This window comes from Falsiroseomonas algicola (genome assembly GCF_011040385.1).
Lineage (GTDB): Bacteria > Pseudomonadota > Alphaproteobacteria > Acetobacterales > Acetobacteraceae > Falsiroseomonas > Falsiroseomonas algicola.
Window position 1 is genome coordinate 187,338 of record NZ_JAAIKB010000005.1, and the last position, 25,918, is coordinate 213,255.

The 25,918-nt window shown below is 71.4% G+C and carries 31 protein-coding genes; 16 read left to right on the forward strand and 15 right to left on the reverse strand.

From position 1 onward, the window contains the following. Positions 1-2: 2 nt before the first annotated feature. The 4 genes from G3576_RS14400 to G3576_RS14415 are packed head-to-tail and all read right to left on the reverse strand — an operon-like array spanning position 3 to position 3,867. A complete protein-coding gene (locus tag G3576_RS14400) occupies positions 3-1,394 on the reverse strand; it encodes an amidohydrolase family protein (RefSeq protein WP_164695109.1) in 1,392 nt (463 codons plus the stop codon). Further along, on the reverse strand, positions 1,391-2,323 hold the full coding sequence (locus G3576_RS14405; protein WP_164695110.1) for an AEC family transporter: 933 nt from the start codon (positions 2,321-2,323) through the stop codon (positions 1,391-1,393). Before G3576_RS14405 ends, G3576_RS14400 begins: the two co-directional genes overlap by 4 nt. 6 nt (positions 2,324-2,329) lie before the next feature. After that, positions 2,330-2,965, reverse strand: a complete 636-nt coding sequence (gene gmk / locus G3576_RS14410; protein ID WP_164695111.1) for a guanylate kinase — start codon at positions 2,963-2,965, stop codon at positions 2,330-2,332. Next, entirely contained in the window at positions 2,962-3,867 is a 906-nt protein-coding gene (locus G3576_RS14415) for a YicC/YloC family endoribonuclease (protein WP_235951934.1), read from the reverse strand. Before G3576_RS14415 ends, gmk begins: the two co-directional genes overlap by 4 nt. A 36-nt stretch (positions 3,868-3,903) precedes the next feature. Between G3576_RS14415 and G3576_RS14420 the strand changes: the two genes are divergently transcribed. Together G3576_RS14420 and G3576_RS14425 are read left to right on the forward strand one after the other, a co-directional pair. Then, positions 3,904-4,689 carry an SDR family NAD(P)-dependent oxidoreductase gene (locus G3576_RS14420; protein ID WP_328729127.1) on the forward strand — a complete coding sequence of 262 codons (786 nt, stop codon included), beginning with the start codon at positions 3,904-3,906 and terminating at the stop codon, positions 4,687-4,689. An 85-nt stretch (positions 4,690-4,774) separates the two neighbouring features. After that, positions 4,775-6,319 (forward strand): ABC transporter substrate-binding protein, encoded by a 1,545-nt coding sequence (locus G3576_RS14425; protein ID WP_164695112.1) that lies wholly within the window; start codon positions 4,775-4,777, stop codon positions 6,317-6,319. Positions 6,320-6,322: 3 nt separating this feature from the next. Here the strand turns inward: G3576_RS14425 and nikR are convergent, their stop codons facing one another. Further along, complete coding sequence (nikR, locus tag G3576_RS14430) at positions 6,323-6,766, reverse strand: nickel-responsive transcriptional regulator NikR (RefSeq protein ID WP_164695113.1); 444 nt, start codon at positions 6,764-6,766, stop codon at positions 6,323-6,325. Positions 6,767-6,978: 212 nt separating this feature from the next. Here nikR and G3576_RS14435 point away from each other — a divergent pair, with 212 nt between their 5' ends. After that, complete coding sequence (locus G3576_RS14435) at positions 6,979-7,353, forward strand: DUF4118 domain-containing protein (RefSeq protein ID WP_164695114.1); 375 nt, start codon at positions 6,979-6,981, stop codon at positions 7,351-7,353. Between the two features lie 9 nt (positions 7,354-7,362). On the opposite strand, the gene G3576_RS14440 is transcribed toward G3576_RS14435, so the two are convergent. The 8 genes from G3576_RS14440 to fabD all read right to left on the reverse strand — a co-directional run bounded on the left by G3576_RS14440 (position 7,363) and on the right by fabD (position 14,050). Then, on the reverse strand, positions 7,363-7,764 hold the full coding sequence (locus G3576_RS14440; RefSeq protein ID WP_164695115.1) for a VOC family protein: 402 nt from the start codon (positions 7,762-7,764) through the stop codon (positions 7,363-7,365). Between the two features lie 59 nt (positions 7,765-7,823). Then, positions 7,824-8,720, reverse strand: coding sequence for a DMT family transporter (locus G3576_RS14445; protein WP_164695116.1), 897 nt, complete (start codon positions 8,718-8,720; stop codon positions 7,824-7,826). Between the two features lie 25 nt (positions 8,721-8,745). Next, a complete protein-coding gene (mltG, locus tag G3576_RS14450; protein WP_164695117.1) occupies positions 8,746-9,729 on the reverse strand; it encodes an endolytic transglycosylase MltG in 984 nt (327 codons plus the stop codon). A 327-nt stretch (positions 9,730-10,056) separates the two neighbouring features. Next, the gene (gene fabF / locus G3576_RS14455) at positions 10,057-11,346 is read right to left on the reverse strand and encodes a beta-ketoacyl-ACP synthase II (protein WP_164695118.1); all 1,290 of its coding nucleotides are present in this window, start codon (positions 11,344-11,346) and stop codon (positions 10,057-10,059) included. A gap of 37 nt (positions 11,347-11,383) precedes the next feature. After that, positions 11,384-11,623, reverse strand: coding sequence for an acyl carrier protein (locus G3576_RS14460; RefSeq protein ID WP_164695119.1), 240 nt, complete (start codon positions 11,621-11,623; stop codon positions 11,384-11,386). Between the two features lie 290 nt (positions 11,624-11,913). Further along, on the reverse strand, positions 11,914-12,654 hold the full coding sequence (fabG, locus tag G3576_RS14465) for a 3-oxoacyl-[acyl-carrier-protein] reductase (protein WP_164695120.1): 741 nt from the start codon (positions 12,652-12,654) through the stop codon (positions 11,914-11,916). Continuing rightward, entirely contained in the window at positions 12,654-13,094 is a 441-nt protein-coding gene (locus tag G3576_RS14470; RefSeq protein WP_164695121.1) for a GNAT family N-acetyltransferase, read from the reverse strand. The genes fabG and G3576_RS14470 overlap by 1 nt, the downstream gene beginning before the upstream one ends. Beyond that, positions 13,091-14,050, reverse strand: coding sequence for an ACP S-malonyltransferase (gene fabD, locus G3576_RS14475; protein WP_164695122.1), 960 nt, complete (start codon positions 14,048-14,050; stop codon positions 13,091-13,093). The genes G3576_RS14470 and fabD overlap by 4 nt, the downstream gene beginning before the upstream one ends. Positions 14,051-14,224: 174 nt before the next feature. On the opposite strand from fabD, the gene G3576_RS32310 reads away from it, so the two are divergent. The 10 genes from G3576_RS32310 (at position 14,225) to G3576_RS14520 (ending at position 21,807) form a co-directional block, all read left to right on the forward strand. After that, the gene (locus G3576_RS32310; RefSeq protein WP_268888541.1) at positions 14,225-14,353 is read left to right on the forward strand and encodes a hypothetical protein; all 129 of its coding nucleotides are present in this window, start codon (positions 14,225-14,227) and stop codon (positions 14,351-14,353) included. Positions 14,354-14,589: 236 nt separating this feature from the next. Further along, positions 14,590-15,066 (forward strand): 30S ribosomal protein S6, encoded by a 477-nt coding sequence (rpsF, locus tag G3576_RS14480; protein WP_164695123.1) that lies wholly within the window; start codon positions 14,590-14,592, stop codon positions 15,064-15,066. A gap of 6 nt (positions 15,067-15,072) precedes the next feature. Beyond that, the gene (gene rpsR / locus G3576_RS14485) at positions 15,073-15,360 is read left to right on the forward strand and encodes a 30S ribosomal protein S18 (protein WP_164695124.1); all 288 of its coding nucleotides are present in this window, start codon (positions 15,073-15,075) and stop codon (positions 15,358-15,360) included. Positions 15,361-15,390: 30 nt separating this feature from the next. Further along, entirely contained in the window at positions 15,391-16,353 is a 963-nt protein-coding gene (locus G3576_RS14490) for a DUF2232 domain-containing protein (RefSeq protein WP_164695125.1), read from the forward strand. A 12-nt stretch (positions 16,354-16,365) separates the two neighbouring features. Beyond that, positions 16,366-16,938, forward strand: a complete 573-nt coding sequence (rplI, locus tag G3576_RS14495) for a 50S ribosomal protein L9 (RefSeq protein WP_164695126.1) — start codon at positions 16,366-16,368, stop codon at positions 16,936-16,938. A 239-nt stretch (positions 16,939-17,177) separates the two neighbouring features. Then, positions 17,178-18,707: a replicative DNA helicase gene (locus G3576_RS14500; protein ID WP_164695127.1), complete on the forward strand. Its 1,530-nt coding sequence runs from the start codon at positions 17,178-17,180 to the stop codon at positions 18,705-18,707. Beyond that, positions 18,697-19,161, forward strand: a complete 465-nt coding sequence (locus G3576_RS14505; protein ID WP_164695128.1) for a GNAT family N-acetyltransferase — start codon at positions 18,697-18,699, stop codon at positions 19,159-19,161. Before G3576_RS14500 ends, G3576_RS14505 begins: the two co-directional genes overlap by 11 nt. Then, positions 19,161-20,246, forward strand: coding sequence for an alanine racemase (alr, locus tag G3576_RS14510; RefSeq protein ID WP_164695129.1), 1,086 nt, complete (start codon positions 19,161-19,163; stop codon positions 20,244-20,246). Before G3576_RS14505 ends, alr begins: the two co-directional genes overlap by 1 nt. 5 nt (positions 20,247-20,251) lie before the next feature. Beyond that, positions 20,252-21,037: an MlaE family ABC transporter permease gene (locus tag G3576_RS14515; protein ID WP_164695130.1), complete on the forward strand. Its 786-nt coding sequence runs from the start codon at positions 20,252-20,254 to the stop codon at positions 21,035-21,037. Then, on the forward strand, positions 21,034-21,807 hold the full coding sequence (locus G3576_RS14520) for an ABC transporter ATP-binding protein (protein WP_164695131.1): 774 nt from the start codon (positions 21,034-21,036) through the stop codon (positions 21,805-21,807). The genes G3576_RS14515 and G3576_RS14520 overlap by 4 nt, the downstream gene beginning before the upstream one ends. Positions 21,808-21,832: 25 nt before the next feature. On the opposite strand, the gene G3576_RS14525 is transcribed toward G3576_RS14520, so the two are convergent. Then, the gene (locus tag G3576_RS14525; RefSeq protein WP_235952023.1) at positions 21,833-22,450 is read right to left on the reverse strand and encodes a calcium-binding protein; all 618 of its coding nucleotides are present in this window, start codon (positions 22,448-22,450) and stop codon (positions 21,833-21,835) included. Between the two features lie 431 nt (positions 22,451-22,881). Between G3576_RS14525 and G3576_RS14530 the strand changes: the two genes are divergently transcribed. Both G3576_RS14530 and radA read left to right on the forward strand, forming a co-directional pair. Next, on the forward strand, positions 22,882-23,214 hold the full coding sequence (locus tag G3576_RS14530) for a four-helix bundle copper-binding protein (RefSeq protein ID WP_164695133.1): 333 nt from the start codon (positions 22,882-22,884) through the stop codon (positions 23,212-23,214). Between the two features lie 126 nt (positions 23,215-23,340). Next, the gene (gene radA / locus G3576_RS14535; RefSeq protein ID WP_164695134.1) at positions 23,341-24,783 is read left to right on the forward strand and encodes a DNA repair protein RadA; all 1,443 of its coding nucleotides are present in this window, start codon (positions 23,341-23,343) and stop codon (positions 24,781-24,783) included. Here the strand turns inward: radA and G3576_RS14540 are convergent. Continuing rightward, positions 24,743-25,087: a BrnA antitoxin family protein gene (locus G3576_RS14540; protein WP_164695135.1), complete on the reverse strand. Its 345-nt coding sequence runs from the start codon at positions 25,085-25,087 to the stop codon at positions 24,743-24,745. The two genes, radA and G3576_RS14540, sit on opposite strands and share 41 nt — an antisense overlap. Before the next feature lie 261 nt (positions 25,088-25,348). On the opposite strand from G3576_RS14540, the gene G3576_RS14545 reads away from it, so the two are divergent. Beyond that, complete coding sequence (locus tag G3576_RS14545; protein WP_164695136.1) at positions 25,349-25,906, forward strand: CvpA family protein; 558 nt, start codon at positions 25,349-25,351, stop codon at positions 25,904-25,906. Positions 25,907-25,918 lie beyond the last annotated feature (12 nt).

Sequence of the window (25,918 nt, forward strand, 5' to 3'; positions counted from 1 at the left end):
CGCTACCCCTGCAACGGGATCGCGGAACGCGCGGCGATCGATGCCGGAATGGCACCGCGCTTCGCGGCTTCCCGCCACACCCGCTCGATCGCGGCGCGGCCGCGCCTGGTGACGGAGGCCGCGTCCGCGGTGGTGGGCTTGCCATCCCGCAGCAGCACGCGGCCTTCCACCATCGCCAGCGTCAGGTCGGAGGCGCTGCCATTGGTGATCAGCGATTTCAGCGGATCCCAGACCGGCTGGTAGCGCGACGAGCCGAGGTCGAACATCACGAGGTCGGCCCGCGCGCCGGGCGCCACGAGGCCGAGGTCGTCCCGCCCGAGGGCCAGCGCCGCATCGCGCGTCGCGGCGCGGAGGATGCGGACGGCGGCGAGCCCATGCGGCGTGCCGGACTGCGCCTTGGCGAAGACGGAGGCGGTGCGGATCTCATGCAGCATGTCGAGCGTCACGCCATCCGTGCCGATGCCGAGCCGGAGGCCCGAGGCTTCCATGCGGGCCACCGGCACGAAGCGGCCGGAGCGCGCGAAGGCGAGCGGGCAGGAAGCGAGCGCCGCACCCTCCCGCGCGATCATCGCCATCTCCTCATCGGTGGCGAACATGCCATGCGCCAGCACCACGCCGGGGCGCAGCAGGCCGAGGCGACGCAGATGCTCGATGGAGCCGGTGCCATGCGCGGATTTCACGCGCTCGATCTCGATCAGGTTCTGCGCGGCGTGGATGGAGACGATGGTGTCGAGCTCCCGCGCCTTGGCATCGACGCGCTTCAGCAGCTCCGGCGTGTTGCTGTCCGGGCCATGCGGGCCGAAGCCGACGCGCGTCACGCCGTGCCTGCCCTCGTCGAAACGCTCGAAGAGCTTCAGCGTGGCCTCGAAGCCGGTGTTGTCGGTCGGCGTGTAGATGGGCTTGCCATCGGCGCCCATGCCGACCGTCTCGCTGAACAGGTAGGGGCAGGACCAGCTGCGCAGCCCGATGCGCTTCGCACGCTCGATGAAGGGCCATTGCTGCACGCGATAGACGTCGAGCAGCCCGGTGGTGCCGCTGCGCAGCCCCTCCATCAGCGCCATCTCGACGGCGTCGCCGATATCCTCCTCCGTCATCAGCGCGGCCGCGACGTCGCCGAGCGGCATGAGGAGGGAGAAGACGATGTGGCCGGGCAGGTCGCCCGGCGCGATGTCATCCGCCAGGCCGCGGAAGAGCGGCGCGGACATGGCGTGGTTGTGCAGGTTGATGAAGCCCGGCATCAGCAGGCTGTCGGGCGCGACGATACGCTCGGCGTCGAGGCTCGGGCGATGCGGCGTGACATCGGCGATGGCGCCGTCCTGGACGACGACATGGTGGCCGGGGCGCAGGCCATGGTCGGCGTCCCAGACCCAGCCGGGCTCGATGACGAGGGTCACGGCAGCACTCCCCTGAAATGGCCGATCAGCGCGGACAGCGTCAGCACCGACAGCGCCGTGGTGATGACGACGGCCGCACCCGACCGGTCCATGCCGATCGTGTAGCGGCGCGCGAAGATGAAGGCGTTGGCGCCGGTCGGCAGCGCGGACATCGTCACCGCGACGGCGGTCTCGATCGGCGTCGCGCCGATCGCGATGGCGATCAGCCAGACCAGGCCGGGCAGCGCCACCAGCTTCACGATGATGATGGTCAGCGTCTCCGCCCAGGCGGCGCGGCCACTGATGGCGGAGAGGCCGCCGCCCAGGCAGAAGAGCGCGACGGCGGGCGTGGCATTGCCCAGCAGTTCCAGCGTGCGCTCCATCGGGCCGGGCATGGTGAGGCCGAGCGTCGTCCAAACCAGCGCCGCCACCACCGCCATCACCACGGGGTTGCGCGCGACGCCGCGCACCGTCGTCACCGCGACGCGGCGCCAGGGCGCGTGCTCGTTCAGCCCCATCTCCGTCACGATGGTGGCGAGGCCCAGCAGCACCATGGTCTGAAGTGCGAGGATGCCGAGCATGGGCGGCACGCCGGCCTGGCCGAAGGCCGCGACGATGATGGGCACGCCCATCATCAGCGAATTGCCGAAGACGCAGGCCAGCGCGAAGAGGGCTGCTTCCGACAGCCCCATGCGGAAGAAGCGCCGCCCCGCCCAGGTGGCCAGGAGGAAGACCAGCACGCCGCCCGTCAGCAGCGCCGCCGCGGCGCCGCCGGCGCTGTCATGCGGCCTGGTGCCACCGAGGAAGATGAGGGAGGGCGCGGCGAGGCCGAAGACGAAGGCCGACATGCCATCGAAGGCCGCGCGCGGCAGCAGCGCCCGGCGGCCCGCGATGAAACCGAGCCCGATGAGGGCGAAGACCGGGAGGACGACTTCGACAACGCCCCCCATGCGCGCCTACCGGCCCAGCAGCGTATCGACGAAGCCGGGAAGCCAGGGCTGGCGGGCGCGGGTGGTGCGGGCGGCGTGGAGGATGGCGCGGACTTCCGCGACGCAGGCATCGAAATCGCGGTTGACCAGGACGTGGTCGAAATCGGACCAGTGGGTCATCTCCTCCCGCGCGATGGCCAGGCGCTTGACGATCTCGGCCTCATTCTCCTGCTGCCGGCCGCGGAGGCGGCGTTCGAGTTCCTCCATGGAGGGGGGGAGGAGGAAGATGCCGACGACGTCCTGCGGCAGCTTGTCCTTCAGCTGGCGGTGGCCCTGCCATTCGATGTCGAAGAGCACGTCATGGCCCTTGGCGAGGGCGGCTTCGACGGGGGCGCGGGGGGTGCCGTAGCGGCGGCCGAGGAAGCCGGCGTGTTCCAGCAGCTCGTCGCGCTCCACCATCGCCTCGAATTCTTCCTGCGTCTTGAAATGGTAGTGGACGCCATCGGTTTCGGCGGGGCGGGGCGCGCGGGTGGTGGCGCTGATGGAAAGCGAGAGGTCGGGCTCCGTCTCCAGGATCTTGCGGGAGACGCTGGTCTTGCCGCCCCCGGGGGCGGCGGCGAGGACCAGGCAGATGCCGCGGCGGGCGGGGAGGGTGGGGCTCATTCGACGTTGGCCGCCTGTTCGCGCAGGCGTTCGATCGCGGCCTTGAGGTCGAGGCCGATGCGCGTCAGCGCCGTGCTGGCGGATTTGCTGCAGAGCGTATTGGCTTCCCGCACGAATTCCTGCGTCAGGAATTCCAGCTTGCGGCCGACGGCGTCGCCGGACTTCAGCAGGGACCGCGCCTCGTTGATGTGGGCGGTCAGCCGGTCCAGCTCCTCCCGCACATCGGAGCGCTGGGCGAGCAGGGCCACTTCCTGGGCGAGCCGTTCCTCCGGCACGCGGGCGCGGAGGTCGCCCTCGCCCAGCAGGTTGGCGAGGTTCTCCATCAGCCGCGCGCGCTGGGCGGCGGGCTGGCCGGCGGCTTCCTTCGCGGCGGCCTCCCGCAGCGAGGCGATCTCATCCAGCAGCGTCGTCAGGATCGTGGCGAGCTGCGCGCCTTCGCGGGCGCGGGAGGCGACCAGGCCATCGAGCGTGGTCGCGAAGGCGGTGGCGAGGGCGGCGCGGCGGGCTTCCTCCGCGGCCTCGTCGGGCTCGACGATTTCGGCGCGAAGCACGCCGGGCAGGGTCAGCACGGCTTCGGGGCTCGGGGGCGCGGCGCCGGGGATGCGGGCGGCGACGGAGAGCACCAGGGCGATGGCCTGTTCCAGCGCGGCGGGATCGGGCGTCAGGCGGGGGGCGCGTTCCTCCCGCTTCACGGTGAGCGTGGCGGAGACGTTGCCGCGCTTGAGGCGCTTGCCCAGCGCCTCCCGCAAGGCAGGCTCCAGCGCATCCAGCCCGCCGGGCAGGCGGAGGCGGAGGTCGAGGCCCCTTCCGTTGACGCTGCGGAGTTCCCAGACGAAGGAGGTGCCGTCCGGCAGGGTGCCGCCTTCGCGCGCGAAGCCGGTCATGGAAGCGAGCTTGCTCATGGGGGGGTTCTCCCCCTTGTGAGGGTGGAGGGCAAGGTGGCGGCATACCCGTGGCGTGACGTGATGATCACCGGCGCGACCGGGGGGCTCGGCAGGGCGCTGGCCGAGGCCTGCGCGGCGCCGGGGGTGACGCTGCATCTGAGTGGCCGGGACGAGGCGCGGCTGGATGCGGTGGTGGCTTCCTGCGTGGCGCGGGGGGCGGCGGTCAGCCCGAAGGTGCTGGACGTGACGGACCAGGCCGCGATGGCGGATTGGGTCGCGGGGGCGGGCAGGCTCGACCTGGTGATCGCCAATGCGGGGGTTTCGGGCGGCACGGGCGGGCAGACGGAGCCGGCCGACCAGGTGCAGCGGATCTTCGCCACGAATGTTGGGGGCGTGCTGAACACGGCGCTGCCGGCGCTGGCGGTGATGGCCGGGCAGGCGCCGGATGCGGCGGGGGTGCGGGGGCGGATCGCGGTCATTGCCTCCATCGCCGCCTTCGTGGCGGCGCCGGGGGCGCCGGCCTATTGCGCCAGCAAATCGGCGGTGCAGCGATGGGCGGAGGCGCTGGATGCCAGCGAGCGGGCGCGGGGGGTCCGGCTGCACGCGGTCTGCCCGGGCTATATCCGCACGGCGATGACGGCGCGGAACCCCTTCCCCATGCCGCTGCTGATGACGCCGGAGGTGGCGGCGGCGCGGACGCTGGCGGGGATCGCGGCGGGGCGGGTGCGGGTGGTCTATCCCTGGCCGCTCTACGCCGCGGCGCGGCTGGTGGGGGCGCTGCCGCCGACGTGGCGGAACCGGCTGATGGGGGTGGTGCCGGCGAAGCCGCGGGAGGGGTAGGGGCAGCGGGACGGTATGACGATTGCGCCTGGACGTCATACTCGCCACGCCCCTAGCATCGGCGCTCCGAACCGGAGGCCTCCCCGTGCCGCGACTCCCCCGCCGCGCCCTGATCGCGGCCGCCCTGGCCGCGCCGTCCCTGTCCGGCGCGCGGGCGCAGGGGCCGGGGACCACCGTGCGCGTGGCGGTCTCCGCGCCGCGGGGCATCGGGGCGGCGGACCCGCACCTGGCCTCCGCCCATCCGGACCGCATGCTGGCCTCCTGGGTCCATGGCGCGCTGGTGCGGTTCCGGCCGGGCTCCACCAGCCCCGCCGAGATCGAGCCCGACCTGGCGGAGGCCTGGGAGCATTCGGCCGACCGGCGGGACTGGCTGTTCCGGCTGCGGCCGGGCGTCGCCTTCCATCGCGGCTTCGGGCCGGTGACGGCGGAGGATGTCGTCTTCAGCCTGCGCAAGGCGGCCAATCCCGCGACCTCCGCCCATGCCGGCGATTTCGCGGGGCTCGAGGAAGTGTCGGCGCCGGATGCCTCCACGGTGCGGCTGCGCTGGCGGGTGGCGCCGCCGGCGCCGCTCGGGCCGCTGACCAATTATGCCGGCGGCTTCATCCTCTCCCGCCGCGCGATGGAGGCTGGCGGCGAGGCGGCGGGGATGGTGGGCTTCGGCCCCTTCGCGGTGGCGGAGCACCAGCCCGGCCAGTTCATGCGGCTGGCCGCCAACCAGGCCTATTTCCGCGGCAGGCCGAGGCTCGTGGAAATCCTGTACCGCTTCGTGGGGTCGCCGGCGGTGGCGGACCTCGCCTTCCAGGCGAATGAGGTCGACATCATCGAGGGGCAGGGCGATCCCGCCTGGATCGCGCGGCTGCGCGCCGCCGGCGCCACGGTGGATGTGATCGAGCCGGCGGAGCTGTCGCAGCTGCATCTCAACGTCACGCGGGCGCCGCTCGATGATGTCCGGGTGCGGCGTGCCATCGGCCTGGCGGTGGACCGCGCGGCGCTGGCGCGCTGGCGGGGCGACGTGGCGCGGGCGGCGCGGGGCGTGCTGCCGGCGGGGACGCTGGGCTTCGTGGAGACGGGGCTGCCCGCGGCCGATCCGGAGGGCGCGCGGCGCCTGCTGGCGGAGGCCGGCTACCCCGACGGCATCACGCTGCGCAGCATCCACACCAGCAACACCGGCATGCTGGGCGCCATCCAGGTGGTGCAGGCGCAGCTGCGCCGCGCGGGCATCACGCTGGAGGTGCAGGTGGTGGACCACCTCTCCTACCACGCCATGATCCGGCAGGATCTGAGCGCCGTGGTGCACTACTCGGCGGCGCGCTTCCCGGTGGCCGATGTGATGCTGACGCAGTTCTTCCACGGACGCAGCATCGTGGGCAGGCCGGGGGCGGTGACCAACTTCTCCCATTGCAGCGTCGCGGATGACGCGATCGAGGCCGCGCGCGTCGCGACCGATGGCGCCGCGCAGATGGCGCATTGGGCGGAGGCGCAGCGGAAGATCGCGGCGGCGCATTGCGCCGTGCCGCTGGTTGAATCCATGGGCGTCTGGGCGCGCCGTGCGCGCTTCGACTACGGCTTCGAGTTCCGCGGCGCCATGGCGACCGGGCCGCTGCTGACGGAGCGGTCGCGCTTCACCTGACGCTCACTCGTGATGGTGCCCGCCGCGTCGCCTGCCGGCGCGGGGGGCGGGCATCAGGTTGATGCGGCCGAGCCGGACGCCGCGTTCCGCGATCAGGGACTCGGCGAAGGGGCGGACTGCCTGGGCGGGGCCGCGCAGCAGCGCGACCTCCACGCAATGATGCGCATCCAGATGGGCGTGCAGCGTCGCGACGCTGAGGTCGTGATGGGCGTGCTGGGCATCGAGCAGCCGCCGGCCCAGCTCCCGCTCCGCATGGTCATAGACGAAGGAGGCGACGGCGACGCAGTCGCCCTGGGGTTCTCCCGCCTCCTCCGCATGGCGGGCCAGGCCGCCATGCAGCAGGTCCCGCATCGCCTCCGACCGGTTGGCGGAGCCGCGCTGCGCCATGAAGGCGTCGAGCGCCGCGACGGTATCGTCATCGAGCGTGATGGTGATGCGCTGTGTCATGGCGGTCCCCGGGGCGGCTGGATGCTACGGGATGCGGCGGCGGGATGCCATTTGGCGCGATGGGTGTGACACCCTTGCCATCCTTTCTCGAAACCGCGTTACCCATGACGCAGTGTCATGGATCGAAAACGCGCAGTGTGCTGTTGTCATGGGCATGCCAACGTATATGCGTAGTGCCGGCCTCGCCTGTCCGCAGGCGGAGAACTGATCCCATGACGGGAGGATCCTCCCTGCTGGCCATGCGGCGGCTGCCGCGGGGGCGGCGCTGCCTGATCGCCGCCGTGGTCATCCTGGTGACCTTCGCGCTGAGGGTCGCGATCCTGGGCTGGCAGCCCGGCGGGGCCTACCTGCCTTTCCTGCCCATGGTGGTGCTGACGACGGTGCTGCTGGGCCTGGCGCCGGGGCTCTTCGCCGCGGCGCTGGGCTGGGCGATGGCCGTCGTGTGGTTCGTGGAGCCGGTCGGCGGGTGGCGCATCGCCGACTGGGGCGACATCGCCTTTGCCGTGCTCTTCCCCGCCGGTGCGGCCTTCGCCGCTGTCGTGACGGAGGTCTTCGTCAGCACGGCGACGGCGGGGCAGGAGGAGTAGCGGCGCGCGTCAGCTGCCCGTCTCGGCGGCCGGGAAGTTCAGCTCCAGCACCACCCCGTTGGGATCGGTCAGGAAGATCTGGGTGACGCCGTCGCGCGGCACCACCTGCTCGCGGAACGTCACGCCCTTGGCCTGGAGCCGCGCGCGCATCTCGGCCAGGCCGGTGGCGGCCAGCGCCACGTGGTCGATCTGGCCGGTGGGCTGGGCGCGGCGGGGCGGGCGGTTGGCATCTGCGGCGCGGGGGCCGACCAGGTGGATGACGGGCGCGCCGCCGGCATAGAGCCAGGCGCCGGGGAAATCGAAGGGCGGCCGGTCGCCCGGCTCCATCCCCAGCACCTCCCGGTAGAAGGCGAGGGTGGCGTCGAGGTCGACGGCCCAGATGTTGATGTGCTCGATCCCGCCGATGGGCATGGACGCCTCCCCTTGTTGCCGCGCGCATCAGCGCATGGGGCGGGCCCCAGCGTCCAGGGTCAGGCGGGGGCCTTGGCCGGTGGGGGCTGGGAGGTGGCGAGCCAGACGCCCGCCAGCACGACCAGCCCGCCGAGCAGCACGCCGGCCGCCGGCCATTCGCCGAGCAGCAGGGCCCCGACGCCGGCCGCGAAGGGCGGCTGGATGTAGCCGACCATGGAGGCGTCGGTGACGCGGGTGCGCGTCAGCAACTTGAGAAACATGGTCAGCGGGATGGCGGAGGTGACGATGCCGAGCAGCGCGATGACGCCGAAGACCCAGGCAGGCTGGTCATAGGCGCCGATGCCGTTGAAGGGCAGGGAGAGCATCCCGGCGACCAGGCCTGACACCACCTGCTGCCCCAGCACCAGCTGGGCGGAGGCGCCGGGCCTCGCCATGCGGGCATAGATGGTCCCGGCGGCATAGGAACAGCCGGAGATCAGGATCAGCAGCCCGCCGGTGAAGGACGCGTTGCCGGACAGCGCCGCGGGGCCGAGGATGACGGCGATGCCGGCGAAGCCCAGCAGCAGCCCGGCGACGCCCCGCCAGCCAGGCCGGTCGCCGGGCAGCAGGACACTCGCCATCAGGGCGACCTGCAGGGGGGTGGCGGCGTGGATCAGGGCGGCGGGCGCGGCCTCGATCCGGTCGAGCGCCAGGGCCGTCAGCAGATTGGGCACCCAGCCATTGCAGGTGCCGAGCACCAGGGCGGCGCGCCAGACATTCCAGCCGCCGCCCCGCAACTGGCCGGTGACGGCGAGGAAGGCGAGCACGCCGAGGGCGGCGAAGGCACCGCGGCAGGCGGCCAGCGCGAAGGGCGGCATCTCCCCCGCCACCAGGCGGAGCAGGGGGAAGGAGGACCCCCAGAGGCCGCCGATGACGAGGAGGCGCCACCAGAGGGCGGGGCCGGTCAGGGGCGTCATGCGGGAGGCAGGGGGAGGGCGGGCGTCACCGCGCGGGGGAAGCGGCGCGCGAGCGCTCGATCTCCCGCCAGCGGGCGACGTTGCGGTTGTGCTCCTCCAGCGTGCGGGCGAAGGCGTGGCCGCCGGTGCCGTCGGCCACGAAGTAGATGAAGTCCGTCGCTTCCGGCCGCGCCACGGCGCGCAGGGCGTCCCGGCCCGGGCTGGCGATGGGGCCGGGGGGCAGGCCGCGGATGCGGTAGGTGTTGAAGGGGTGGTCGCGGTCGAGGTCGGCGCGCGTCAGCGGGCGTTCCAGCACGCCGCCATCGGCCGCGGCATAGGCCGCCGTCGGATCGGATTGCAGCATCATGCCGCGCCGCAGCCGGTTGACGAAGACGCCGGCGACACGGGCGCGTTCGTCGCCGCGGCCGGTCTCGCGCTCCACGATGGAGGCGAGGATCAGCGCCTCCCGCGCCGTGGTGATGGGCAGGCCGGGCTGACGGGCGGCCCAGATTTCCGCCAGCGCCTGCTCCATCGCCTGTTCGGCGCGGCGGACGACCGCGGCGCGGGTGTCGCCGAACTGGTAGCTGTAGGTCTCGGGCAGCACCTCGCCCTCGGCGATCTCGGGCATCTCCCCGGTCAGGCCCTCGGCGCGTTCCAGGATGGCGGTGATCTGGCGGGCCGTCAGGCCTTCCGGGATGGTGACGCGGCGCTGGACGGGGCGGGCCTTGCGCAGGATCTCCAGCACGTCGCGCAGGCTGGCGCGGGCGGGGAAGGTGAATTCGGCGGCGCGGACGGCGCCATCGCCCCGCGTCAGCCAGACGGCGGCCAGGAAGGCGCGGGGGTCGGCGATGACGCCGCGCTCCGCCAGGCCCTCGGCGATGACGGTGGTGCCGCCGCGAGGCACGACGATCGTCGTGGCCTCCGCCAGCGGGCCGGGGGCGGTCCAGGCGCGGTGGGCATACCACCAGGCGCCGCCGCCGAGGCCGGCGATGAGGAGAAGCACGAGGAGGAGGGCGACGAGGCGGCGCATGGGCTAGTGGTGGCGCCGCCTTAAGGGTCTGGCAAGGCGCCCGCGCGTCAAACTCCCCGCGGGCGGGTCAGTGTGAAGGCGGACCGGCTGGCTGGCCGGTCCGAGCGCCCGGATGGACGCCGCCGGCAGTCCGGCAGACCTAAGCATGCGTAGCGCGCGCCCGGCGTCTGAGGGCATGACGAGAGGAGGCGGACCGGCTGGCTGGCCGGTCCGAGCGCCCGAACGGGCGCCGCCGGAAGTCCGGCGAAGCCAAGGCGGCGGATGCCGCCGCCCGGCGCTTGAGGGCATCAACAAAGGCTTGATCGTGGCCGCCGGAGGCGGCCGGGATCAAGCCGCCTTCTTGAAGATGATGCTCGCGTTCGTGCCGCCGAAGCCGAAGCTGTTGGACAGCGCGATGTCGATCTTGCGCGGCTGGGCTTCCAGGGCCACGCGGTCGATCGGGCTTTCGCGGGACGGGCTTTCCAGGTTCAGCGTGGGCGGGGCCACGCTGTCGCGGATGGCGAGGATGGAGAAGATGCCCTCCACCGCGCCCGCCGCACCCAGCAGGTGGCCGATGGCCGACTTGGTGGAGGACATGGCGAGCCTCGATGCCTCGTCGCCCCAGAGCCGTTCCACCGCCTGCAGTTCCAGGTCGTCGCCCATGGGCGTCGAGGTGCCGTGCGCGTTGACGTACTGGATGTCGGACGGCGCGAGGCCGGCGCTGCGGAGTGCCGCGCGCATGGCACGGAAGGCGCCGTCGCCATCCTCGGTCGGCGCCGTGATGTGGTAGGCGTCGCCGGACATGCCGTAGCCGATGACCTCGGCGTAGATCTTGGCGCCGCGGGCCTTGGCGTGCTCCAGCTCCTCCAGCACCACCACGCCGGCGCCTTCGCCCATGACGAAGCCGTCGCGGTCCTTGTCCCAGGGGCGGCTGCCCTTGGTCGGGGCGTCATTGAAGGCGGTGGAGAGGGCGCGGGAGGCGCAGAAGCCGGCCATGCCGATCTCCGCCACCGCGGCCTCGGCCCCGCCGGCCACCATGACATCGGCGTCGCCGAGGGCGATCAGCCGCGCCGCATCGCCCAGCGCATGCACGCCGGTGGCGCAGGCCGTGACCACGGCGTGGTTCGGGCCCTTGAAACCGTATTTGATCGAGACGTGGCCGGAGGCCAGGTTGATCAGGGCCGAGGGGATGAAGAAGGGCGAGATGCGCCGCTGCTTGCCCTGGGCGATGAGGAGCGAGGCCTCATAGATGGTGGGCAGGCCACCGATGCCGGAGCCGATCATGACGCCGGTGCGGCAGCGGGCTTCCTCCTGGTCCTCGCCAGGCATCCAGCCGCTGTCCTCGACCGCTTCCTGCGCCGCGACGAGCGCGAGCTGGATGAAGCGGTCCATCTTCTTCTGGTCCTTGACGGGGATCCACTCGTTGATGTCGAGCTTCCCCTCCGCCTTGGTGCCGAGCGGTACCTGGCCGGCGATCTTGGCCGGCAGGTTGCTGACGTCGAAGGACTGGATCGCCGCCAGCCCGCTTTCGCCGGCCAGCATGCGCTTCCAGACATTCTCGACGCCGAGGCCGAGCGGGCAGGCGATGCCCATCCCCGTGACGACGACGCGCCGCGGCGCCGCGAGATGACCGAACACCCCTGGATCCCCTACCCTGCCGAGCCGTTGCCTGGGTTCAGGCCGACTTCTGCTTCTCGATGTAGTCGATCGCGTCCTTGACGGTCGTGATCTTCTCGGCGGCGTCGTCCGGGATCTCCACCCCGAAGGCTTCCTCGAAGGCCATGACCAGCTCGACCGTGTCGAGGCTGTCGGCGCCCAGGTCGTCGATGAACGACGCCTCGGTCGTCACCTTGGATTCCTCGACGCCGAGGTGCTCCACGACGATCTTCTTCACCTTTTCGGCGGTGTCGCTCATCCCGCGATATCTCCTGCTGGTACGTGCCGTGCTGCGAACGCGAAGGGTGCCCGCCCGGCCGTTGGTTCCGGGGCGGCGCCGCTTAACATGGATGCGTCATCTGGCCTAGGCGGGCGCCGCGCGCAAGCCGCCCCAAGGCCGGAAGCGGTGGAAAGGCGAGGGGGAGCCCCGCCTTTTTTGCCGGGCTGGGGCGCATCCCCCAACTCTGGCGGCCGCCCTTGCGGCCGAGGCCGCGAAGGCGGCCCGCCGCAAGCGTGCCTTTGGCACGACGCGCTTGCGGGCATGGAAACTCAGATCATCGCCATGCCGCCATTCACATGGATCGTCTGGCCGGTCACCCAGCCGGCTTCCGGGCTGGCCAGATAGGCGACGGCGCCGGCGATATCCTCCGGCGTGCCCATCTTCTGGGTGGGGATGCGCGACAGCAGCGCGGTGCGCGCCGCTTCCGGGAGCGAATCGGTCATCGCGGTCTTCACGAAGCCCGGCGCGACCACGTTCACGGTCACGCCGCGGGTCGCCACTTCCTGGGCGAGGGACTTGGACATGCCGATCAGCCCGGCCTTGGCGGCGGCGTAGTTGGCCTGGCCGGCATTGCCGGTGACGCCGACGATGGAGGCGATGGAGATGATCCGCCCCTGCCGGCGCTTCATCATGCCGCGGAGTGCCGCGCGGGCCAGGCGGAAGGGGGCGTTGAGGTCCACTTCCAGCACCGCGTTCCAGTCGGCATCGCCCATGCGCAGCGCCAGCATGTCCCGCGTGAAGCCGGCATTGTTGACGAGGATGTCGAGGGCGCCGAGCTCGGCCTCCACCTTCTCCACCAGCGCGGCGGGCGCCGCCGGGTCGGCGAGGTCGGCGGGGGCGACCAGGACGCGGTCATTGCCGAGCGCTTCCGCCAGCGCGGCCAGCTCCGCCTCCCGCCGCCCGGTGATGGCGACCTTGGCGCCTTGGGCGTGCAGCGCGGTGGCGATGGCGGCGCCGATGCCGCCCGTGGCGCCGGTCACGAGCGCCACCTTGCCGTCCAGACGGAACATCAGCCTGTCTCCCCGCCTGCATCCAGGCGCTTGATCATGGTGAAGCGCGTCTGGCCCGGGGGGCAGTCGGGGATGGCCCCGACGACGCGGTAGCCCTGCTTTTCATAAAAGCCGCGGGCCTGGAAGGTGTAGGTATCGAGCCTGGCGCCGATGCAGCCCCGGGAGCGCGCCTCGGCCTCGGCGGCGTCCAGCAGCCTCGTGCCCCAGCCGGCGCCGCGCAGCGCGGGCGGCACGGCCAGGTTCTGGGTGTAGAGCCAGGACCAGCCCGTGACGCCGACCAGCCCGCCGATCACCGCGCCCGATTCGTCCCGCAGCAGCACGGCGAGGGGAACGGTATCGTGCGGGAAGCCGGCGGCGGCATTGGCGTCACGCAGCGCCCCGCGCGCGGCCGCCTCCTCCGCCGCCGTGGGGGCGGCAGTCAGGTGCAGCGTCGCGGTCACAGCGCCTTGAGGAAGGCTTCGATATCGGCGGGGGTGCCGATGGCGCTGGCCTGCGCCTCCGGCATCAGGCGCTTCATCAGCCCCGTCAGCACCTTGCCCGAGCCGACCTCCACGAAGCGGTCGCAGCCCATGGCGCCCATGGCCAGGATGCATTCGCGCCAGCGGACCGTGCCGGTGACCTGGCGGACCAGCAGGTCCCGGATGGTGTCGGGGTCCGTCGCCTTGGCGGCGGTGACGTTGGCGACGACGGGCACGAGCGGCGCCGCCATCCCGGCCTTGGCCAGCGCCTCCGCCATCGCGTCGGCGGCGGGGGCCATGAGGGCGCAGTGGAAGGGGGCGGAGACCGGCAGCTTCATGGCGCGCTTCACGCCGGCGGCCTTGGCACCCTCGATCGCGCGATCCACCGCGGCGGTGGCGCCGGAGATGACGATCTGCCCGCCGCCATTGTCGTTGGCGATCTGCACGACCTCCCGCTTCCCCGTCTCCGGATCGGCCTCGGCGGCGGCGCAGATGGCGGCGGCCTGGTCGAATTCGGCGCCGAGGAGGGCCGCCATGGCGCCGGTGCCGGGGGGCGTCGCCTGCTGCATCGCCTCGCCGCGCAGGCGCAGCAGGCGGGCGGCGGTGGAGAGGCTGAAGGTGCCGGCGGCGGCGAGTGCCGCGTATTCGCCGAGCGAATGGCCGGCCACGAGGGCGACGCGGTCGCGCAGCGCGAAGCCGCCTTCCTTCTCCAGCACCCGCACCACGGCGAGGGAGACGGCCATCAGCGCGGGCTGGGCATTGGCGGTGAGGGTGAGTTCCTCGGCCGGGCCCTCGAACATCAGCTTCGAGAGCTTCTGGCTGAGCGTGTCGTCCACTTCCTGGAACACCTCCCGCGCGACGGGGAAGGCGTTCGCGAGGTCGCGGCCCATGCCGGGGGCCTGGCTGCCCTGGCCGGGGAAGGTGAAGGCGAGAGCCATTTTCTTCTGCGTGACCCTGGTGTGACTCGCGCGGCCCTAGGCCCCGGGGGCGGGAGCGTCAAGGGTGGGGGATCACGCGGCGGTGAGGGTGGCGGGCCTGGTGGCTGGCCCTGGCGCGGACTCCGGGCTAATGGCGGCGGTCCAACCCGAACCGAGCAAGAAGGGCCTTCCGCCATGCCGCTCCTCCGCGTCGTCAACCGCAAGCGCCGCAAGGCCCTGGCCAACCTCAAGGGCGCCGACCTGAAGGAGCGCCTGGCCGCCGCCGCGAAGCGCCTGAAGGCGAAGCGCCGCCGCGGGCTGTGAGCTGACCGGCGGGGCGGCGACGCCCCCGGTTGCGTGACGAAGGGCGCGCCCGGCCAGGCCGGGCGCGCCCTTCGCATGTCCGGCCTGCCCGATTCATTTCTTGCCCCGGCGGGTCCGGCGTGCTTTACGCCGCGCTTCCCTGCCGGGACCCGAGGCATCGGTCCCGGCTATGCCCGTTCGTGCGTATTCCGGCATGGTGCCGGGGGCGCCTGGGCTGAGACAGCCGGAGGGACCCGATGCCCTTGTATGAATGCGTGCTCATGGCGCGCAACGACATCACGCAGCAGCAGGTCGAGGCGATCGCCGCCCAGGTGGCGACGACGGTCGGCGAGCAGGGCGGCGAGATCAAGAAGCAGGAATACTGGGGCCTCCGCGGCCTGGCCTACAAGATCAAGAAGAACCGCAAGGCGCATTACATGCTCCTCGGTATCTCCGCGCCCCCCGCCGCCATGCTGGAAGTCGAGCGTCAGCTCGGCCTGCACGAGGACGTGCTGCGCAGCCTGACGCTGCGGATCGAGGCGATCGACGAGGCGCCCTCCGCCATCCTGGCCCGCCGTGGCGAGGATCGTGAGCGTGACCGCGGCTTCCGCGGGCCCCGCCCGGCCGGCCGCTTCGGTTCCGGCCGCACCGGCGGCGGGCGCGAGCGCGACGACCGCGAGGAATACCGCGCGCGGCCGCGCGAGGAAATGGACATGGGCGCGGGCGAGGAGTGATCTGAGATGTCCGACCGCAACGACGAGATTTCGCTGAACCCCGCCATGCGCCGCCCCGCCGTGGGCGCCCGCCGGCCGTTCTATCGCCGCCGCAAGTCCTGCCCCTTCTCCGGCCCGAACGCGCCGAAGATCGACTACAAGGATGTGCGCCTGCTGAGCCGCTTCCTGTCGGAGCGCGGCAAGATCGTGCCGAGCCGCATCACGGCCGTGAGCGCGAAGAAGCAGCGCGAGCTGGCGAATGCCATCAAGCGCGCCCGCTTCCTGGCCCTGCTGCCCTACGTCATCAACGACTGACGGGCGGCCGAGGGTAGAGGCCGGGCGGTCATGGCCACGGACAGCACGCAGCAGGGGGCGGAGGAGGATCGGCGCATCGCGTCCGATCCCCGCTGGCTTGCCGCGGGCGCTGCCGGGCTGGCTGCGGCGGTGCTCACCCTCTGGGGCTTCCGGGGCATGCCCGGCGGCGCGCTGACGCTCTGGCTGGCGCCACTGCCGCTGTTCATGGCGGGCATCGGCTTCGGCGCGGGCGCGATGATCGCGGCGGTGGGGGTGGCCTTCGTGGCGCTTCTGGCCGTGGGCTCCAGCCTCGGCGCCGGGCTCTTCCTCGGCATCTTCGGCGCGCCGGCGGCGGCGCTGGTCCTCGCGGCCCGGCGCAGCGCCGAGTCGGGGCTGGCGGTGCCGGACCTGGCGGCGTCCTTCACCCTGCTCGGCATCCTGCCGGCGGCCGGGGTCGCGGTGGCGGCCTGGCTGCTGTCCGATGTCCCGGGCGGCATGGAAGGCGCGCTGCGCGGCGCGGTGGAACAGGCGATGTCCCGCATGGGGCTGCCGGTGGCCGAGGGGCTGGTTTCCGAACTGGTCCGGGTGAAGGCGGCCGCGATCGGCTTCTGGGTCGCGATGGCCCTGCTGATCAACGCCGCCGCGGCCTCCGGCCTGCTGGTCCGCCTCGGCATCACCACCGCCCGTCCGGCCTTCCGCGAGGCGCGGCTGCCGGCCTGGTATGTGGTGCTGCCCTTCATCGCCCTCGGCCTCTGGCTGGCGGCGGAGGAGGGGAGCGACGCGGTGGAACTCTCCCTGCTGCTGGCGCTGATGGTGCCGGTCTTCCTGCATGGGTTGGCCGCCTTCCATCGCGCGACCGCGGCGCTGCGTGGCCGGCCCATGGTCCTGGGCGGCGCCTATGCCGCGCTTCTCATCATGTCCGTCCCGGTGGCGCTGGCCGTCACGGGTTACGGCCTGTTCGATATCCTCAACGGAACACGGGGCCGGCGCGGTGCGCCGCCCCCCCAGCGCTGAAACGGTGCAGCCATGATCGAAGTCATCCTGATGCAAAGGGTCGAGAAGCTCGGCCAGATGGGCGAACTGGTGAAGGTCCGCCCGGGCTATGCGCGCAACTTCCTCCTGCCGCAGGGCAAGGCGATCCGCGCGAACAAGGACAACCTCGCGCGGTTCGAGCGGGAGCGCGCGCAGCTCGAGGCCCTGAACCTCAAGAAGCGCGAGGAGGCCGAGCGCATTGCCGAGCGTGTGCACGGCCTGACGGTCGTCATCATCCGCTCCGCCGGCGAGAGCGGCAGCCTCTATGGCTCCGTCTCCGGTCGCGACATCGCGGAGGCCTGCAAGTCCTCCGGCCTGACGCTGGATCGCAGCCAGGTGCTGCTGGAGCAGCCGATCAAGACGCTGGGCCTGACGCAGGTCCGCGTGGCGCTGCACCCGGAGGTTTCCATCCCGGTCGGCGTGAACGTCGCGCGCTCCGTCGAGGAAGCCGAGAAGCAGGCCCGCGGCGAGGACCTGCGCGCCGCCGACCAGGCGGAGGAGGAGAGCCTGGAGGCCGAGCTGGCCGCCGAGCTGGCCGAGCTGGGTGCGGCGTCCGAGCGGGATTGATCGGTCCGCAGGGGGCTCCGCCCCCTGCACCCCCGGCAAGGGCCCCAACGTCAGGATTTGGGGGCCCTTGCAACCCTTGTATTGACGATGGTCCAGGGGGGTCTCCCCCCTGGCGGGTGGGGTATGGGGAGGGCAGCGCCCTCCCCATCTTCATTTGTCCCCCCTCGTCCCCGATATCCACAGGCCAGCCCCGCCTGACGGGGGCGCGCCCGACTCGTCTGCCGCGCTATGATGCCGGCATGAACACCTTTGGCGCCCCGCCCAGCCCCGCCTTCGGCGGCGATGGCCTTCTCGGTCTCTCCCAGCGCCTGCCGCCCGCCAATATGGAGGCCGAGCAGTCGCTGCTCGGCGCGCTGCTGGCCAACAACAAGGCCTATGAGCGCGTCAGCGAATTCCTGGCGCCGGAGCATTTCGCCGACCCGATCCATGGCCGCATCTATGGCGCCATCCAGCGGCGGATCGAGGCCGGGCAGCTGGCGGATGCCGTCACGCTGCGGGCGGAGTTCGAGCATAACGGCCTGCTGGATGAGGTCGGCGGCACTGCCTATCTGGGCCAGCTGCTCGGCGCCATGGTCGGCATCATCAATGCCGGCGAATACGGCAAGGTCATCCATGACGCCTGGATGCGCCGCCAGCTGGTCGATCTGGGCGAGGTCATCGTCAACCGCGCCTTCGGCGCGGAGCCGGAGCTGGATGGGCGGCAGCAGCTGGAATCCGCGGAACAGGCGCTGTTCGACCTGGCCAAGGACAACGGCTCCGATGGCGGCTTCGTGCATTTCGAGAAGGCGCTGGCCACGGCGGTGCACCATGCCGCGGCGGCCTTCTCCAACCCCGGCGGCGTCAGCGGGTTGTCGTCGGGGCTGCGCGACTTCGATGCCAAGACGGGCGGGCTGCACAAATCGGACCTGCTGATCCTCGCGGGGCGGCCGGCCATGGGCAAGACCGCGCTGGCCACCAAGATCGCCTTCGGCGCGGCGCGCAGCATCCTGCGCAAGGCGCGGGAGAATGACCCGAACGCGATCCCGCGCGGTGGCGTCGCGATCTTCTCGCTGGAAATGAGCGCCGACCAGCTCGCCACCCGATTGCTGTCGGAGGAGGCGCGGATCAGCGGCGACCGCATCCGCCGCGGCGACATCATGCAGCGCGACTTCGACAAGTTCCTGGAGGTGAGCCGGGAATTGCAGGCGCTGCCGCTCTGGATCGACGACACGCCGGCCATCACCATCAGTGCGCTCCGCACGCGCTGCCGGCGCCTCCAGCGCACGCGCGGGCTCGACCTGGTGGTGGTGGACTACCTGCAGCTGATGCGCCCGGCGGCGGGGACCAGGCCGGAAAGCCGCGTGCTGGAGATCAGCATGATCACGCAGGGGCTCAAGGCGATTGCGAAGGAGCTGTCGATCCCGGTCATCGCGCTGTCCCAGCTCTCCCGCCAGGTGGAGAGCCGGGAGGACAAGCGGCCGCAGCTGTCGGACCTCCGTGAATCCGGCTCGATCGAGCAGGATGCGGACATGGTGATGTTCGTCTATCGCGACGAATACTACCTGGCGCAGCGCCAGCCGAAGGAGCTGAACTTCGAGAACCCCCAGAAGCTCCAGGAAGCCATGGAGAAGTGGCAGAAGGACATGGAGGGGGCGCACAACAAGGCGGAGCTGATCATCGCCAAGCAGCGCCACGGACCGACGGGCACGATCAAGCTGTTCTTCGAGGGCGAGTTCACCCGCTTCGGCGACCTCGACCAACACCACGACGATGGCGGCTATGGCGACTGAGGGGGTGGTCGTCCGCGCGGCGGTGCCGGAGGATTTCTCGGCCTGGCTGCCGCTCTGGCACGGCTACAACGAATTCTACGGGCGGGCGGGGGAGACGGCGCCGGCGGCGGCGCTGACGGCGGCGACCTGGGAGCGGTTCTTCGACGGCATGGAGCCGATGGAGGCGCTGGTCGCGGAGGCGGGTGGCGGGCTGGTCGGGCTGGCGCACATCATCTTCCACCGCAACACGGGGCTGGTGGGGCCGACCTGCTACCTGCAGGACCTGTTCGCCGCGCCGGAATTGCGCGGGCAGGGGGTGGGGCGGGCGCTGATCGAGGGCGTCTATGCCCGCGCCCGTGCCGCCGGGGCGAAGCGCGTCTACTGGCACACGCATGAGAGCAATGCGGTGGCGCAGCGCCTCTATGACCAGGTGGCCGAACGGTCGGGCTTCATCGTCTATCGGCAGGATCTGTGATGGTTCCCGGACAGGGCGTGCTGCGGATCGACCTTGGCGCCATCGTCGCGAACTGGCGGGACCTCGTCGCCCGGCATGGCGCGCCCTGCGCGGGGGTGGTGAAGGCGGATGGCTATGGGCTGGGCGCCGCCGCGGTGGCGGGCGCGCTGCGGGATGCGGGCTGCGACACCTTCTTCGTGGCCCACCTGACCGAGGGGCTGGCGCTGCGCCAGGCGCTGGGCGCTGGCCCCGCCATCATCGTGCTGAACGGCTTCCCGCCGGGGGCGGATGGGGAGGCGGGGCTCTGGCCCGTGCTGAACGGGCTGGGGGATGTGGAGGCGCATGCGGCGGCGGGGCGCGCGGCGGGGGCGGCGCGGCCGGCGCTGCTGCACCTCGATACCGGGATGGCCAGGCTCGGTCTGGATGCGGGGGAGCAGCGGCGGCTGGCGGAAGATCGGGGGCGGCTGGCGGGGCTCGACCTGCGCTACGTCATGACCCACCTGGCCTGCGCGGACGAGCCGGAGCACCCGCTGAACACGCGCCAGGCGCAGCGCTTCGGGCTGGCAGCGGCGCGGATCGCGCCCGGTGTGCCGCGCAGCTTCGCCAATTCCTCGGGTATCTTCCTCGGGGACGACCATGCCTCCGACCTCGCCCGGCCGGGCTGCGCGCTCCATGGCATCAACCCGACGCCGGGCCAGCCCAATCCGATGCGCCAGGTGGTGACGCTGGAGGCGCCGGTGCTGCAGATCCGCAGCATCGCGGCGGGTGATACCGTTGGTTACGGGGCTTCCTGGGCCGCGAAGGAACCCCGGCGGGTTGCAACCGTTGCGGCGGGCTATGCCGATGGCTACTTACGTAGCCTCTCCGGCCGGTCGCTGGCGCTGCTGCGCGGGCGGGCCGTGCCCCTCATAGGCCGGGTATCGATGGATCTGACGACCTTCGACGTGACGGATGTGCCGGAAGCCCAGGTCGGCGACAGCATGATGCTGATCGGCGGGCCCGGAAACACGCCGGATGACATCGCGGCGCGCTGCGGCACCATCGGGTATGAGGTGCTGACCAGCCTCGGCGCGCGCTATGCGCGGCTGTACAGCGGCGGCGCCTGATCGCCTTGGATCGTACCCTGGACCTGACCGCGGCGCTCGGCCGGGTCGTCATCGGCTTCCTTCGGTCGGTCGGCGCCATCGCGATCTTCGCGGCGGAGGCGATCAGCCACCTGGTGCGGCCGCCCTTCCATGGGCGGCTGTTCCTGAAGGCCTTCATCGAGATCGCCTGGTTCAGCCTGCCCGTGGTGGCGCTGACCGCGGTCTTCACCGGCATGGTGCTGGCGCTGCAATCCTATACCGGCTTCTCCCGCTTCAATGCGGAAGGGGCCGTCGCGAATGTGGTGGTGCTGTCCATCACCCGCGAACTGGGCCCGGTGCTGGCGGGGCTGATGGTGGCCGGGCGGATCGGTGCGGCCTTCGCGGCGGAGATCGGCACCATGCGGGTGACGGACCAGATCGACGCGCTGTCCACGCTGTCCACCAACCCGATGAAATACCTGGTCACGCCCCGCATCCTGGCCGGGACGCTGGCGCTGCCGCTGCTGGTGGTGGTGGCCGACATCCTGGGCGTGATGGGCGGCTGGCTGATCGGCACGCAGCAGCTGGGCTTCGCCTCCGGCGCGTATCTGAAGTCCACCTTCGACTTCCTGCACGCGGCCGATGTGATCTCCGGCCTGATCAAGGCGGCGGTGTTCGGCTTCGTGATCACGCTGATGGGGTGCTGGGCGGGCTACCAGTCCGGCGGCGGGGCGCAGGGCGTGGGCCGGGCGACGACCTCCGCCGTGGTGGCGTCCTCCATCCTGATCCTGGCGCTGGACTACATCCTGACCGCGATCCTGTTCGCCCGATGAGCGATACGCCGAAGATCAGGCTGCGGGGCCTGACGAAAGCCTTCGGGTCGAAGGTCGTGCTGGATGGCGTCGATCTCGATATCCGGGCGCGGCATTCGATGGTGATCCTGGGGGGCTCCGGGTCCGGCAAGTCCGTGACGCTGAAATGCATCCTCGGCCTGATCACGCCGGATGCCGGGACCATCGAAATCGATGGCCAGGACGTCGCGCGGATGAGCCGGCGGGAGCGGGAGGCGCTGAACGACCGCATCGGCATGCTGTTCCAGAACGGCGCGCTGTTCGACAGCCTGCCGGTCTGGGAGAATGTCTGCTTCAAGCTGCTGGCGCAGCGCCGCATCTCTCGCCGCGCGGCCCGCGACAAGGCGGCGGAGGTGCTGGCGCAGGTGGGCCTCGCGGCCAGCGTCGGCGACCTCTCGCCGGCGGAGCTGTCGGGCGGCATGCAGAAGCGCGTCGGCCTGGCCCGCGCCATCGCCGCGGAGCCCGACATCATCTTCTTCGACGAGCCGACCACGGGGCTCGACCCCATCATGGGCGCGGTGATCGACGGGCTGATCGTCGATTGCGTGGAGAAGCTGGGCGCGACGGCAGTTTCCATCACGCATGACATGGCAAGCGCCCGGCGCATCGGCGACGACGCGGCGATGATCCACAAGGGAAGGATCGTCTGGCGGGGCGGCGCGGCCAATCTCGGCGAGACGGGGAACGCGATGGTGGACCAGTTCGCGCGGGGGGAGCGCGAGGGGCCGATCCAGATGGAGTTGAGGAAGTAGGCGGCAGTCCCGGTCCTGGAGCGGATCAGACCAGGCGGATTCGCTCGATCTCCGAGAAGCGCAAAGTCTCGCTACCAATAGTGATGGTGCCGCTGAAGGACATGATCTCGCCCTTCGCATCCACGAAGTAGACTTGGTCGCCGGTTGCCCGCATCACCAGTTCGGACCGGCCGTCGACTCGCAGTGCGGACAGCAGCCCCGCCAGGCTCACGCTGCCGATGTCCAACGAGTCGAGGCCAGAGCCGCCGCGGAACTCGTCGTTGCCGTCGCCGGGCGTCCAGGTGAATCGGTCGCTACCCGCGCCGCCCAGGGCGAGATCCGCCGCGTGGTCGTTGGTGCCGCCAATCAACAGGTCGTCGCCGTCCCCGCCATCGAGCCGGTCCTGGCCGTAACCTCCATTGATGGCGTCGTTGCCGGTACCACCAAAGGCGGTGTCATTTCCTGCCGCCAGAAGCATGACGTCATTGCCGGCCTCGCCATACGCCTCGTCGTTCCCGGCCCCGATGGCCATGGTGTCGTTGCCATCCCCGGCGAACACCAAGTCGTCTTCGGCGCTGCCGAACACCAATTCACTTCTGGCGGTGCCTTGCTTGACGGCCCCGCCGGTCACCTGAGCGAGGTCTGCCGCCGTCAGGCGCTTCATCTGTGCCACGGTGGTTGGCCATCCCTTGCTGGGTCGATAGTGAACCGTATCATTCGTCACGCATGCCTGGAATGCATGGGTTCCGATGGGTGGCATAGGGCATGCCTATCCGGGGGGCTGGCGAGACGTGGCAAGCAGGGCCGCATGTCGCACTCGCGAGAATGGCGGCTCGCCATGGGTCGTGCTCCTGGTGCCTCCTTTCCGGTGATGCCGGCCGGTAGCAGGGTCGTCACGAAGTTCGACGTCATGGCCCGGAATCGTCGATCGTTGCGGCGCCGTAGGCGGACGCAATTCAGTCCCCGGCGCAGGGGGCGGTCTGGCGGTTGCGCTGGGCGGGGCGCGCGGAGCCGGAGGTGGAACGGGTGGCGGGGTAGGGGAACCCGCCCTGGTGCCGGGCGTGATGGCCCCTTCGGGAGAGGGAGCATCACGCCATGGACATGGGTCGCTGCATCGCCGCGTGCCTGGACTGCCACCGCACCTGCCTCGCCACCATCCAGCATTGCCTGACCAAGGGCGGGCATCATGCGGAGCAGGCGCATATCCGGCTGATGATGGATTGCGCGCAGATTTGCGCGACCAGCGCCGATTTCATGATCCGGGGGTCGGAGCATCATCCGCATCTCTGCGCGGAATGCGCGGAGATCTGCCGCCAATGCGCCGAGGATTGCGAGGGCCATCCAGGTTCGGATGACGCCATGCGTGCCTGCGCCGCCGCCTGCCGCGCCTGCGCGGAGGAGTGCGCCACGATGGCCCGTCCCCGCTGACGACGGTCCCGGGGGCGGTTCGCCCCTGGCAGGGGGCTGCAGGCGGGAAGTCTGGGCCACGAAGCGTGAGGGGTGAAGGCTCGCCCCCCCTTCATTGCCGTTCCTGTTTCGTGCTAGTCGTGGCGCATGGCCAAGCCCGTCACCCGCTATGTCTGCCAAGCCTGCGGCGCGCCGCACCCGAAATGGCAGGGCCGCTGCGATGCCTGTGGCGAATGGAACACGCTGTCCGAGGAAACGACGGAGGCGCGCGGCCCTGGCCCGGCGGCCAAGGCCGGGGGCGGGCGGCGGGTGGAGTTCGTGGGCCTCAAGGGCAGGTCGGCGCCGCCCCAGCGGATCCTGACGGGGATCGCGGAGCTGGACCGGGTGCTGGGGGGCGGGCTTGTGCCGGCCTCCGCCGTGCTGGTCGGCGGCGATCCGGGCATCGGCAAATCGACCATCCTGCTGCAGGCGGCGGCGCGGATCGCGAGTTCCGGGAGGCGCGCCCTCTACATCTCGGGCGAGGAGGCGGTGGAGCAGGTGCGGCTGCGGGCGGCGCGGCTCGGGCTGACGGACAGCCCGCTCGGCCTCACGGCCGCGACCAGCCTGCGGGACATCGTGGCGAGCCTGGAGGGGGAGCAGGATGTCGCGCTGGTCATCATCGACTCGATCCAGACGGTGTGGCTGGACGCGCTGGATTCGGCGCCCGGCACGGTTAGCCAAGTGCGGGCCTGCGCGGCGGAGCTGATCCGGCTGGCCAAGGCGCGGGGCTTCGCCATCGTGCTGGTGGGGCATGTGACGAAGGAAGGCACGCTCGCGGGGCCGCGGGTGCTGGAGCACATGGTCGATGCGACGCTCTATTTCGAAGGCGATCGCGGCCACCAGTTCCGCATCCTCCGCGCGGTGAAGAACCGCTACGGCGCGACGGATGAGATCGGCGTCTTCGAGATGACGGAGCGCGGGCTGGTCGAGGTGGCGAACCCCTCCGCGCTGTTCCTGGCGGAGCGGCGGGGCAATGTCTCCGGCAGCGCGGTGTTTGCAGGCATCGAGGGCACGCGGCCGGTGCTGGTGGAGGTGCAGTGCCTGCTCTCCCCGAGTAGCGGCGGGTCACCCCGGCGGCAGGTGGTGGGGTGGGATAGCGGGCGGCTCGCGATGCTGCTGGCGGTGCTCGAGACGCGGTGCGGCTTGGGCGTCGGCATGAACGATGTCTATCTCAACGTGGCGGGCGGGCTGCGTATCGCGGAGCCGGCAGCGGACCTCGCGGTCGCGGCGGCGCTGGTGAGTGCCGCGACCGACCGGCCGACGGACCCCGGCGCGGTCTATTTCGGGGAGGTCGGGCTCTCCGGCGAGGTGCGGCAGGTGTCGCAGACCGAGAGCCGGATGCGGGAGGCGCAGAAGCTCGGCTTCACCGCGGCGACCCTGCCGCGGCGCGTGGCGCGCGGGTCGGCGCCGCCGGCGGCGGTGCCGGGGCTGAAGCTGACGGAAACGGGGCACCTGGCCGACCTGGTGGCGATCTTCGCGGCCAAGACGGTGAAGAAGAAGGGGGAGGGGGCTACGGCTTCCCCGGCCCCTGCTTCTTCCTCTGCTCCGTGACATAGGCGCGGAGCACGGCGTTCATCCAGGTCTGGTAGCCGGGGCCGCTGGCCCGGAACCACTCGACGATGTCCTCGTCGATGCGAAGCGAGATGAGCTTCTTCGGAGGCTGGCGGACGACGACGGCGTTGTCGTGCCAGTTGGGCGGGATGTCCTTCCAGTCCGGGTCGTCGGCTATCGAGCGCTCAAGCTCCGCCTCCGTCATGGCGCGGATGTGGGCATCATCGGTGAGGCTTTCGCCACGGGCGCGCTTCTCATGAAGTTCGAGCATCGAGTAGCGGCGGATGTGGTCGTCCTCGGCCATGTTGTGGTCCTGGGTTGACGTGTTGCGCAAACCCCCACCCCGCCAGCCTTCGGCGTCGCGGCATTGCCGCAACCCCCCGCAATCGCGGGGGAGGGAGATTCCGGTTGTGCTACTGCCTCCTCCCTTGCACTTGCGTGGGAGGTTCGGGGTTGGGAGTAGGGCGGGGCATGGCGTAGCTACATCCGTCGCTACACGCAACACCTTACATCCCCCAAGACACCACCATGACACCCCGCCCCGCCCCCGCTATACCCGCGCGCGATGACCTGGGTTGATGGCCTTGTCCTGGCGGTGATCCTGCTTTCGGCGGGCCTCGCCTATTTCCGCGGTCTCGTGCGCGAAGTGCTGGGCATCGGGGCCTGGGCGGGGGCGGTGATCGCTGCCATCATCGCGGAGCCGCAGGCGACACCGATCGCCGCGCAATATGTCCAGCCTCCCTGGCTCGCGACCGGCGCGGCCGTCGGCGTGGTGTTCCTGCTGGTGCTGGTCGTCCTGAAAATCCTCATCGCCTGGCTGGCCGGCAAGGTGCAGCGTTCCGCGCTGGGCGGCGTGGACCGCGCGCTGGGGTTGCTGTTCGGCGCCGCGCGGGGTGCTTTCCTCGTCGTGGTTGCCTATATCGTCGCCGGGCTGCTCCTGCCCGCCACCGACAAATGGCCTGACCCCGTCCGCGAGGCGCGCAGCCTGCCCCTCGCGGCCGATGGCGCGGCCTGGGTGGTGGCGAAGCTGCCCGAGGAATTCCGCCCGCGCCTGCCTGAGGGCACGGGCCGCCAGGATCCCAGCATGGACCAGCTGCTCCGCCCCCCCGCGCGCAGCCGGTAGCGAAGGACGCGC

Excerpts from the sequence above, each read along its gene's own strand:
- G3576_RS14520 (WP_164695131.1), top strand. The coding sequence starts at position 21,034 with ATGAGCGATACGCCGAAGATCAGGCTGCGGGGCCTGACGAAAGCCTTC.
- nikR (WP_164695113.1), bottom strand. The coding sequence starts at position 6,766 with ATGACACAGCGCATCACCATCACGCTCGATGACGATACCGTCGCGGCG.
- alr (WP_164695129.1), top strand. The coding sequence starts at position 19,161 with ATGGTTCCCGGACAGGGCGTGCTGCGGATCGACCTTGGCGCCATCGTC.
- radA (WP_164695134.1), top strand. The coding sequence starts at position 23,341 with ATGGCCAAGCCCGTCACCCGCTATGTCTGCCAAGCCTGCGGCGCGCCG.
- G3576_RS14540 (WP_164695135.1), bottom strand. The coding sequence starts at position 25,087 with ATGGCCGAGGACGACCACATCCGCCGCTACTCGATGCTCGAACTTCAT.
- G3576_RS14460 (WP_164695119.1), bottom strand. The coding sequence starts at position 11,623 with ATGAGCGACACCGCCGAAAAGGTGAAGAAGATCGTCGTGGAGCACCTC.
- gmk (WP_164695111.1), bottom strand. The coding sequence starts at position 2,965 with ATGAGCCCCACCCTCCCCGCCCGCCGCGGCATCTGCCTGGTCCTCGCC.
- G3576_RS14415 (WP_235951934.1), bottom strand. The coding sequence starts at position 3,867 with ATGAGCAAGCTCGCTTCCATGACCGGCTTCGCGCGCGAAGGCGGCACC.
- G3576_RS14525 (WP_235952023.1), bottom strand. The coding sequence starts at position 22,450 with ATGAAGCGCCTGACGGCGGCAGACCTCGCTCAGGTGACCGGCGGGGCC.
- fabG (WP_164695120.1), bottom strand. The coding sequence starts at position 12,654 with ATGTTCCGTCTGGACGGCAAGGTGGCGCTCGTGACCGGCGCCACGGGC.
- G3576_RS14530 (WP_164695133.1), top strand. The coding sequence starts at position 22,882 with ATGGACATGGGTCGCTGCATCGCCGCGTGCCTGGACTGCCACCGCACC.
- G3576_RS14490 (WP_164695125.1), top strand. The coding sequence starts at position 15,391 with ATGGCCACGGACAGCACGCAGCAGGGGGCGGAGGAGGATCGGCGCATC.
- G3576_RS14505 (WP_164695128.1), top strand. The coding sequence starts at position 18,697 with ATGGCGACTGAGGGGGTGGTCGTCCGCGCGGCGGTGCCGGAGGATTTC.
- G3576_RS14440 (WP_164695115.1), bottom strand. The coding sequence starts at position 7,764 with ATGCCCATCGGCGGGATCGAGCACATCAACATCTGGGCCGTCGACCTC.
- G3576_RS14405 (WP_164695110.1), bottom strand. The coding sequence starts at position 2,323 with ATGGGGGGCGTTGTCGAAGTCGTCCTCCCGGTCTTCGCCCTCATCGGG.
- G3576_RS14500 (WP_164695127.1), top strand. The coding sequence starts at position 17,178 with ATGAACACCTTTGGCGCCCCGCCCAGCCCCGCCTTCGGCGGCGATGGC.
- G3576_RS32310 (WP_268888541.1), top strand. The coding sequence starts at position 14,225 with ATGCCGCTCCTCCGCGTCGTCAACCGCAAGCGCCGCAAGGCCCTGGCC.
- rpsR (WP_164695124.1), top strand. The coding sequence starts at position 15,073 with ATGTCCGACCGCAACGACGAGATTTCGCTGAACCCCGCCATGCGCCGC.
- rpsF (WP_164695123.1), top strand. The coding sequence starts at position 14,590 with ATGCCCTTGTATGAATGCGTGCTCATGGCGCGCAACGACATCACGCAG.
- fabD (WP_164695122.1), bottom strand. The coding sequence starts at position 14,050 with ATGGCTCTCGCCTTCACCTTCCCCGGCCAGGGCAGCCAGGCCCCCGGC.
- G3576_RS14445 (WP_164695116.1), bottom strand. The coding sequence starts at position 8,720 with ATGACGCCCCTGACCGGCCCCGCCCTCTGGTGGCGCCTCCTCGTCATC.
- G3576_RS14435 (WP_164695114.1), top strand. The coding sequence starts at position 6,979 with ATGACGGGAGGATCCTCCCTGCTGGCCATGCGGCGGCTGCCGCGGGGG.
- mltG (WP_164695117.1), bottom strand. The coding sequence starts at position 9,729 with ATGCGCCGCCTCGTCGCCCTCCTCCTCGTGCTTCTCCTCATCGCCGGC.
- rplI (WP_164695126.1), top strand. The coding sequence starts at position 16,366 with ATGATCGAAGTCATCCTGATGCAAAGGGTCGAGAAGCTCGGCCAGATG.
- G3576_RS14545 (WP_164695136.1), top strand. The coding sequence starts at position 25,349 with ATGACCTGGGTTGATGGCCTTGTCCTGGCGGTGATCCTGCTTTCGGCG.